This window comes from Hallella faecis, assembly GCF_018789675.1.
GTDB classification, from domain to species: domain Bacteria; phylum Bacteroidota; class Bacteroidia; order Bacteroidales; family Bacteroidaceae; genus Prevotella; species Prevotella faecis.
The window spans coordinates 1-9,557 of sequence record NZ_JAHKBE010000072.1; the positions used below are offsets into that span (position 1 = coordinate 1).

The following is a 9,557-nucleotide window of genomic DNA, read 5'->3' on the forward strand; positions in this document are numbered from 1 at the left end:
TTGGACAATCATGTATCGTTTGGCAACATAGTTTTTGGGTTAGCATCTGCACAGCCCTCCACAGGGTTTGTCGGGTGCGCCCATTTACTTCTAAAATTTCTTTCTCTTTTTTTAGCTTTTTCAATATTTCTTCGTAAATTTGCCCATGTGAACCACGTCCGAAACCTTATCGGCTGAAGCAAGGAACGGCATTCGTGCCCGTCCGCAATGCAGAAGCCCGCAGAGGGCGGAAAGAGTCGCCCATGAGAAGCGGCTTGATTGTGGGGAACCATTTATGGATTAGGCGTTTACTTGACGCTTTGTTCTTGACGCATAGAAATCTGGTAAATTTCATTTACTGTCAAAGAACATGGCAGCGGTAGATGTCCATGGGTGTGTATTCACCAGCCGGAGGTATACCTTATTGTATATAAGGTATGCCAATGGTGAGATATACATACAGGCGTGGGCTTCTGCGTTGCTCGTTCTGACAGTGATGGGCATTACCAGAGCCTCTATGCGTGGAACGGGTGACGAAGGTTCCACGCTTTTTTCATATACCTAACATAAAACCTATGGACACGTTGTCTAATGTGTACATCCGAGAAGGCGGCAATCTCCTTTCCGGTGCGCGGCTTACCCCTCGCACGTTCCCCAGTCAGTACAAGAATGGGGTGTCGGTGGAGAACGCCCCACAGGAACTTGGTGACACACGACAACAGGAGCAGATAAAACAATGGTTCGTCCTGCGTGTCGCTTACCATCACGAACAGGCAGCTAAGGACTGGCTGGAAGATTTGGGCTTTGACACTTACCTTGCCATGCATGATGCTGAGAAGGAGATGAATGGCAAGAAAAAGCGGGTGCGTGAACCGCTTATCCCCAATCTGCTCTTTGCCCATGCCACCAAGAAAGAGATAGTCCCTGCGCTAGCTGCACCTGGCAACGCCTACCTCAGCTACTACTACGACCACTTCCGCACCGATGCCGACGGCAAGAACCCACCGCTCATCGTCCCCGATAAGCAGATGGATAATTTTATCCATTTGACGAGCATCGACAACGACCACATTCTCTTCGTCGACCGCTCCCAGTGCCATTTCAAAAGTGGCGACCATGTCGTTGTCACCGATGGCGACTTCCGAGGCATTGAGGGCCGTATCGCCCGTGTCTCCCGCCAGCAACGTGTCGTCGTCGAGCTTGACGGAATAGGCTGCATCACCACCGCATATATACCCAAAGCGTTTTTAAGAGTGAAAGGGAAATGAAATTTATCTACTTCAACTCACGAGACGAACTCATTCGGTTGCCCATCAATAGTATCGTATATTTCGAAAGTGACGGCAATTATACGAATGTCGTTACCATTAACAAGCTTCGTAGCACTATTGGCATGAACCTTGGTGATATGGAAAAGGCTTTGGCATCACAGTTAGGGCCTGTTTCCACTATCTTTATACGCATCGGCAAAAGGTACATCGTAAATCGGAACTTCATATATAAATTCAATATCCAGAAACAGATGCTTGTTTTGTCTGACTTGATGCACTTTGCCTTTCAACTTAGCATTTCCAAAGAAGCCCTCAAGAACATGAAGCAACTCCTTATGGAGAGCAAAAACAATAACAAATAATGGAATTTATTATAGGACGCGATCCTCAAACCTCTCAACTCAAAGTTGCCTGCGGTCAACAATCGATAAGGTTGGGTAATCCAGGTGATGTTCCCATGACCGTAAGTCGCCAGCACTGTTTGCTGACAGTTGACAATGATCATTACACAATAAAGAACCTAAAACCGCAGAATGTTACGTTCGTCAACGGCATGGCCATAGCACAAAAAAGCGTCAAAGAATCAGATGTTATTACTCTCGGGCCTGAGAAATATCGCATTGACTTAGCTGCAATTCTAAAAGCCGTCCGGCAACTGGCACCCAAGACAGCCGACATCCGCCCGTTGCAAGCGCTATGGGAAGAGCATGACCAGCACTCTTTGGATCAGGTGATTGCAGAGAGAAAGTTCAACGCCTTGCGAGGTGCGACGGGACTCATCACCATGACAGCCATCATACTTGCCTTGACTGTAGGGCGCAACGTTTGGTACATCATGCTGTATTGCGTAGCCATCTTCGCCTCTTTCTTCTTCACCATCAAGGCATACAGGGACTCAACAAATGTCCCCAAGAAACGAAAAGAGCAGGAAAAAGAGTTCCGTAGCAAGTATGTCTGCCCTAACTGCGGCCATCATTTCACCATGCCCTACGATGAACTCTCGCAATACGATGTTTGTCCGTATTGCAAAGCTAAATTTATAAGATGACGTTATCCCCATTCCACCCCATCCATTTCATCATCTAATCCCACCATTTCATACGATAACCCTTCTTTAGCGGAACAAGTTTGTCGGAGATTTCCGATATTTGCAGTGGTAAACAGAAAATAAACCCTTAATGCGGAAAGATATGGAAACAAATGAAGAGACTAAGTATCTGAACCCGACTTCAAAAGTCGAGTATGCAGAATTTGAGGAGCAGCCCATCAGTGAGCCACAATCAGAGAAAACAGGATGGAAAAAAGTTGCCATCGGCTCTGCCGCCGGCATCCTTCTGGGTGCGGGGGCTATCTATGCAGTCAGTGGAGAGGAAAAGCAAGATGCTGCTTCAACAGCTTCTTCACCAACGGCCGACAAGCAGCCTGTCAAGGTGGGAGAAGTAAGCGACGACATGTCGTTTACCGATGCTTTCAACTCTGCTCGCGCACAGGTCGGTGCCGGTGGTGTGTTCCACTGGCATGGCGGAATCTACAGCACCTACACCGCTGATGAATGGGACAACATGACGGCTGACAACCGAGAAGAATATGCCCAGGCTATCAAGCCCGAGATCAGGGCCGACGAGATGGAGAACTCTTACGTTGCGGAAGCACACACAACGTCTCATTCTCAAACTGAAGATACCAAGGCCGACGTGGAGCCTGTCTCTCACGAGCCCGTTCAAACGGCAGTTCATCAGCAGGCGGATGTAGAGCCTGCATATGTGGCGGCATCCCAAAGCAATCAGGATACGACTAACGCCGATGACGACGTGCATGTCGTGGCACAAGGAACAGTGCAAGGCCATGCCGCGGCTGCCGTGGATCTCAACGGTGACGGTGATGCGGATGTGGCTGTCATCGATGTTAACGACAACAACGTGCTTGACGACCCCGACGTCGTTGTCGACCATCAGGGCAACATGGCAACTGTAGGGCAATTGGCGGAAGCCGCAGGGCAGCAACCTGACGACGGAACCGACTATGCCATGCAACATGATGATGGTATCGACCCGAACATGCAGCAGGTGTCTTACGGCGAGAATCCGGACGTGTCGCCCGACATGCCTGACTACATGAATGACGCCGACATGGGAACGATGGTGTAAGAGCGATGCGAAGATTGGGCCTTGTCATATTGCTCTCTGCGTTTGTCTGTCTTGTACAGGCAAGGACGTACGTTGTCTGTGCCGGAATCAGCGATTATCCCGGCACGGGCAATGACCTTAGGGTCAGTGCGTACGATGCGCAGGCCATTGACAATATTTTTCAGAAGAACAAATATTCCGAATCGGTCTGCTACACCAATGCTAACGCAACCACTACCAACATCATAGAGGCAATGAACACGATGTTCGGCAAAGCCGATGAAGATGATGTCATCATGCTTTATTTCAGTGGGCACGGCATCCCCGGTGGACTGGTCTGCTACGACGGTTTCCTTTATTACAGTACTATCTATCAAGTAATGAGAAAGTTCGACGTCCGCAATAAGGTTATCTTTGCCGACGCTTGCTTTTCTGGAAAGATGCGGTATAGCAATCAGCGCAATGACAGTAGAAGCAAGGATAACGTCATGCTGTTTCTCTCCTCCCGCTCCACGGAGCTGTCTATGGAGATGCCGAGACAGACAGGATTTCACAATAGTCTGTTTACGGTATTTCTTGAACGTGGACTTCGTGGCGGGGCGGATATAGACCGCAATCGGATCCTCACAGCTAACGAACTGTACACATACGTTCATGAAGGAGTGGTAAAGGCCTCCGGCAACCGCCAGCATCCTGTGATGTGGGGAAAGTTCGATGGTGCCATGCCGGTCATCAAATGGTAAGAATATGGAAATAAAGAGAATACAATGCCCCAACTGCGGTGTCGTCTTGGATGTGAGAAACTCCAAGATGGAGGACGAGAAAGTCATTACGTGTCCGCAGTGCAAGGCCGTGCTGAAGGTGAGATTCAGGCACGAAGCTCCTTTGGAGGCGAAAACCGTCCTTGGCGGAGGATATAATGGCGGCGAGACACAGTTGGGCGGGCTGAAGGGCACCACGCAATTGGCTTCAGCACCCAACACCAAGAGCTGTTGCCTGTGTGTGGACGAACGAAGTTATCCGCTCGCTATCGGATTGAACACGGTGGGACGGAAAGCACCCTCCTCGCAAGCCTCCCTCCAAATCGAGACCGACGACCGATATATGAGCCGCCGCCACGCCAAGATAGAGGTGAAGGAAGTAGTAGGAATTCGTCAGGCAATCATCAGCAACGACCAAAACAAGAATGCCACGTATGTGGATGGACAGGAGCTGCAGTCGGGCGATGCTGTTATATTAAGGGATGGAAGTGAAATCATCATGGGAAAGACCCATGTCATCTATAAAGAACGATAAACGATGAAGATAGAGATATACCAGCCACAAGCCATTTGGGAGTTGGGGCAACGCGACAACCAGGAAGACAGTATTTTCCCTGCATTTGGCAAGGCGACAGATGATGACCATCTGTTCATCCTTTGTGATGGCATGGGAGGGCACGAGCATGGAGAAGTGGCGAGTCAAACGGTGTGCAAGGCGATGAGTGATACTATTCTTAGTCTGAGCAAGCAGTCGTTTACTGATGACGACCTGCTCTATGCCCTTCAAGCAGCCTATCGTCAATTGGATTGTCTGGACAACAGTCATCTGAAGAAGATGGGCACGACGCTCTGTCTTCTCTATTTTCACAAAGGAGGCCTGACAGCCGCTCATATTGGTGATAGCCGCATCTATCATATCCGTCCTAAAGAGAACCGCATCATTTACCAAAGTCGCGACCACTCTCTCGTTTATGACTTGTATCAAGCTGGCGAAATCTCTTACGATGAGATGCGGACGTCGACGCAGAAGAATATCATCACACGTGCCATCCAACCGGGTGAGGAAAACCGCGTGCGTCCGGCAATCGTACATATTACTGACATCCAACCCGGTGACTATTTCTATATCTGTAGTGATGGAATGCTGGAGCAGATGAGCAATGAGGAACTCTGCCATTTGCTTACCTCCGATGGATCCGACGAGAAGAAACGGATGCAGCTGGTTGCTGCCACATCTGATAACAAAGACAATCATTCGGCTTATCTCATACACATAAAGAAGGTGGAACATGAATCTGATGACAGCTTGTTATTGGAAGACGAACAGACCTCTAAAGACAATGCACTCAATATCCGGCCACATAGTCAAAGTGATGATGTCTCCATCGTCAGCAGGCCGATTCCTAAACCGCAAGCTGAGGTTAGGAAATCACCAAAGAGAGGATATACACTTTATGTTCTGTTGGCTGTCTGCATCATCCTTGCAGGTGGGGTGGGGTATAAGATGCTACGGCCGCAAAAGACAATTCAACGGGAAAATCAAAACTCCGTTATTAAGACGGATGTCTATAGTACTCCTCGCCCACAGAAACCTATCAGCAAGACTGCCTCCAAGCCCTCAGAGCAAATTGAACATAAAAGTACTCCGAGGAAAGAGGCGACAGTGTCCAAACAATCAAGCTCTAAAGACTCTCTAAAAAATCAGCAAAAGCTTCCTGCTCAGGAGAAAAGGTCTAAAAAACAGAAAACTAAAGAGGAAGATGCTATAAAAAAACTGAAAGAAAGCAGTAAAGTCAAGGATTTATATAACCAGGATTCTCATGGAGGGGCGAATCCGAAAAACAAGCAAGAAGTTAATATATGAACAATAATATCAATACCGACAACATGCTGCGTGTAGGCACTGTTCTTCACGGCACCTACCGCATAGACCGCTACCTCTCATCGGGTGGATTCGGAAATACGTATGTAGCAACGAACATTCAGTTCGGGGAACAGTATGCCATCAAGGAGTTCTTCATGCGTGGTATCAGCCAGCGTGACAATAACAACACGACGGTAAGCGTCAGCTATACCGATAATCGTGAAACCTTCGCTTCGCAGTTGGAGAAGTTCAAGAAAGAAGCGCGGCGACTACGCAAACTTAACAACGAGCATATCGTCAGGGTGCATGACTTGTTTGAGGAGAAAGGGACTGCTTACTATGTCATGGACTACATCGACGGTGAGCACTTGAGCGACCGTCTGAAACGCACTGGCAAACCATTGTCGGAAGCGGAAGTCATGCAGCTTCTTCCTCAGATTCTTGACGCCTTGCAAGCTGCCCATAAGGAGGGCATCCTACATCTTGACCTGAAACCCGCCAATATCATGGTGGACAGACAGGGTGTGGTGAAGCTAATCGACTTTGGAGCCAGCAAGCAACAGAGCGCACAAGGCGGTGCCACCACTTCTACGGCAGTGAGCTATACCAACGGCTACGCTCCCCGTGAGCAGATGGAACAGAACTTGGAGAAGTTCGGTCCTTGGACAGATTTCTATGCCCTCGGCGCTACGATCTATACCTTGCTTACCAACAAGAAGCCACCATTGCCATCGGATATTGATGATGATGGAAGCGAGGATAAGCATCTTGCCCTGCCGATGCCTTATATTAGCAATAAGTCCACAAAACTGGTATTGTGGCTAATGGCAACATATAGGAATCATAGGCCACAAAGTGTAGTAGAAATTAATATGTTTATGGATAAAGAAAAACGGACTGACTCTAATCCCCAACGTGATGCAATTGTAGATGACAATAATACGCTTTTAATAACTGAGGGGGAAAATGTTAGAGATTATTCTGTAATGCCTATATATAATTTAATAGTCATGGCAGAACGAGGTGATGCGGATGCTCAAAATGAATTAGGGCTACGTTATATGGATGGGAAGGGTGTTAAAACTGACTTTGCAAATGCTAAAGAGTGGTTAACTAGGTCCGCACAAAAAGGCAATATAGACGCTTTAAATAATTTGAATCTCTTAGGAAAGCCTTTGAGTTATAGCGATTGCAAAAAGAATTAAGAACTTATTCAACCAAAAGAATCCCATGAAGTTTTGAAGCCTAAAGAAAAACAAGAAGTTTTAATATGAGCAATAATATCAACACTGCCAACATGTTGCGTGTAGGTACCATTCTACATGGCACCTACCGCATAGATCGCTATCTCTCATCAGGTGGTTTCGGCAATACGTATGTAGCTACGAACATACAGTTTGGGGAACAATATGCTATCAAGGAGTTCTTCATGCGTGGTATCAGTCAGCGTGATGATAACAACACTACTGTCAGCGTCAGCAACACGGACAATCGTGAGACCTTCGCGTCACAGTTAGAAAAATTCAAGAAGGAAGCACGACGGCTGCGAAAGCTCAACAACGAGCATATCGTCCGGGTGCATGACCTGTTTGAGGAAAATGGTACCGCCTACTATGTCATGGACTACATCGAGGGTGAGAACCTGAGCGAACGTCTGAAGCGCACTGGCAAGCCTTTGTCAGAAGCGGAAGTTATGCAACTACTTCCTCAGATACTTGATGCTTTGGAGGCAGCACATAAAGATGGCATCCTGCATCTTGATCTGAAACCGGCCAATATCATGGTGGACAAACAGGGCGTGGTAAAACTAATCGACTTTGGTGCCAGCAAGCAGCAGAGTGCACAAGGAGGAGCTACTACTTCTACGGCAGTGAGCTATACCAACGGCTACGCTCCACGTGAGCAGATGGAGCAGAACTTGGAGAAGTTTGGCCCTTGGACAGATTTCTATGCTCTTGGTGCCACGCTCTATACCCTGCTTACTAACAAGAAACCACCATTGCCATCGGATATCGATGATGATGGAAGTGAGGATAAACATCTTGCTCTGCCGATGCCAATCGGCTGTGACGACAAGAGGAAGAAAATGATTTTGTGGCTGATGTCTACAAATAGAAAAGATAGACCACAAAACGTGGAGACTTTTCGTGAGCAGTTTGAGTTGAATGTTTGCTATAATGTTGAACAAAAGTCTTCTCTGCATAGTGAAGATGAGACTATGCTTGCGGATACACATGGAAATAAGGCTGAATGTCAAGAGCAATCCCTGTCATGGAGTCAAATGAATGAAGATTCAATTACGCCTCGTTTTTCTTTTGACCCGAAAGATATAGTTATTTTTGTAACAGCAATATTCTTTATAATTGGAGTTGGATTATACTTTTATTCTACCCAAAATGAGTACGAAGAATACAAGAATAATGTTACGTCTGTGTATCCTATACATATTTCCAAAATAGAGATTGGCAATACTGATGAAAACAACAATGTCATATCTGACTATGGGAAACCCATATATGACTATCAAACAAAATATCTTAGTCCAAGAATATATTATTATGGCTTCGGAACGGGTTGTTACACCCTAAAAATAAAGATATTTAACCCTGATGGTACCTTGTCTCAAGGGGGAAACTCTCCTAAAGACTGTTCATATACTTCTGATTTATATGTGGACTCCGAAGATGGTAATACATATTTTGATATAGGAGGTTGGGGTGGAAATGATGCTGGTCATTGGTGGAGTGGCTCATATAGGTTAGAAGTATGGTACGGCAATACAATTCTTTATGTTAAACATTTTAAGGTCTTATTCAAGTAATATTGCTTTATAGCCATGAACAAATTATCTGAGAGTAATAAGGCTAAGTTATATGATTTCTTGTGCTTGTTTGAGCGAGAAATTTCTTCGCAGTTCGGAGTCTTCGACATTAATAGTCCGAAACTGCAGAAATTCCTTGATGAGAAATCTATTTTAATTGGCAGATTAAATAAAAAAGATACTAAGAAGAAATCCCAATTTAAATATTTTGTTTTATACGACGATGACAAGCCTAAGGGATCTAAAGAAAAAGGGAACGATTCTGTCCACAATCTTTTAAGGCACATAAGAAATGCTATTGCTCATGGATTAGTTGTAGCAGAAAATAGACAGAAGTTATCTATAAAGGACAAAACCAAGAATGGACGCCTTACTTTAGAAGGAAAGATTCCTAATAGATTGTTTTACGAATTATTAGAAGCCTTACTATCAACACGTAACAACAAAACACACTAATATATAATATCTTGCATTATGCTTTACAAGTATTATCCATTAACACCATACAACCTTGATGCCTTGAAAGTCGGTTACTTTTACTTTTCGAAGGCTAAGTGTCTAAATGATCCTTTTGATATGACTTTTGAACTCGTATCTAAGAATATCATCAGCAAATTGTTCTCTAATGAGCCAACAATAGCATCAGCCTCAAGAAAAATGAAAAATTATGGAGTGTGCTGTTTCGGCGCACCCGACAAACCCTGTGGAGTAGGCCGTGCAGATGCTAACCCAAAA

11 protein-coding genes are annotated in these 9,557 nt (G+C 45.8%); all 11 read left to right on the plus strand.

Annotated features, from left to right (window positions below; genetic code table 11):
* The first annotated feature begins 572 nt into the window (after positions 1-572).
* A complete protein-coding gene (locus tag KM934_RS11625) occupies positions 573-1,247 on the plus strand; it encodes a UpxY family transcription antiterminator (protein ID WP_317192672.1) in 675 nt (224 codons plus the stop codon).
* A complete protein-coding gene (locus tag KM934_RS11630) occupies positions 1,244-1,612 on the plus strand; it encodes a LytTR family DNA-binding domain-containing protein (RefSeq protein ID WP_215760770.1) in 369 nt (122 codons plus the stop codon). The genes KM934_RS11625 and KM934_RS11630 overlap by 4 nt, the downstream gene beginning before the upstream one ends.
* A complete protein-coding gene (locus KM934_RS11635) occupies positions 1,612-2,298 on the plus strand; it encodes an FHA domain-containing protein (RefSeq protein ID WP_215760771.1) in 687 nt (228 codons plus the stop codon). The genes KM934_RS11630 and KM934_RS11635 overlap by 1 nt, the downstream gene beginning before the upstream one ends.
* 142 nt (positions 2,299-2,440) lie before the next feature.
* Positions 2,441-3,397, plus strand: coding sequence for a hypothetical protein (locus tag KM934_RS11640; RefSeq protein ID WP_215760772.1), 957 nt, complete (start codon positions 2,441-2,443; stop codon positions 3,395-3,397).
* Between the two features lie 5 nt (positions 3,398-3,402).
* Entirely contained in the window at positions 3,403-4,119 is a 717-nt protein-coding gene (locus KM934_RS11645) for a caspase family protein (RefSeq protein ID WP_215760773.1), read from the plus strand.
* A gap of 4 nt (positions 4,120-4,123) precedes the next feature.
* Positions 4,124-4,672 (plus strand): FHA domain-containing protein, encoded by a 549-nt coding sequence (locus tag KM934_RS11650; RefSeq protein ID WP_215760774.1) that lies wholly within the window; start codon positions 4,124-4,126, stop codon positions 4,670-4,672.
* Positions 4,673-4,675: 3 nt separating this feature from the next.
* Positions 4,676-6,001: a PP2C family protein-serine/threonine phosphatase gene (locus tag KM934_RS11655; protein WP_215760775.1), complete on the plus strand. Its 1,326-nt coding sequence runs from the start codon at positions 4,676-4,678 to the stop codon at positions 5,999-6,001.
* Positions 5,998-7,206, plus strand: a complete 1,209-nt coding sequence (locus KM934_RS11660; RefSeq protein ID WP_215760776.1) for a serine/threonine-protein kinase — start codon at positions 5,998-6,000, stop codon at positions 7,204-7,206. Before KM934_RS11655 ends, KM934_RS11660 begins: the two co-directional genes overlap by 4 nt.
* Positions 7,207-7,271: 65 nt before the next feature.
* Positions 7,272-8,822 carry a serine/threonine protein kinase gene (locus KM934_RS11665; protein WP_215760777.1) on the plus strand — a complete coding sequence of 517 codons (1,551 nt, stop codon included), beginning with the start codon at positions 7,272-7,274 and terminating at the stop codon, positions 8,820-8,822.
* A gap of 15 nt (positions 8,823-8,837) precedes the next feature.
* Positions 8,838-9,278, plus strand: a complete 441-nt coding sequence (locus KM934_RS11670; protein ID WP_215760778.1) for a hypothetical protein — start codon at positions 8,838-8,840, stop codon at positions 9,276-9,278.
* A gap of 18 nt (positions 9,279-9,296) precedes the next feature.
* The coding region (locus KM934_RS11675) for a hypothetical protein (protein ID WP_215760779.1) at positions 9,297-9,557 on the plus strand (261 nt) is incomplete at its 3' end.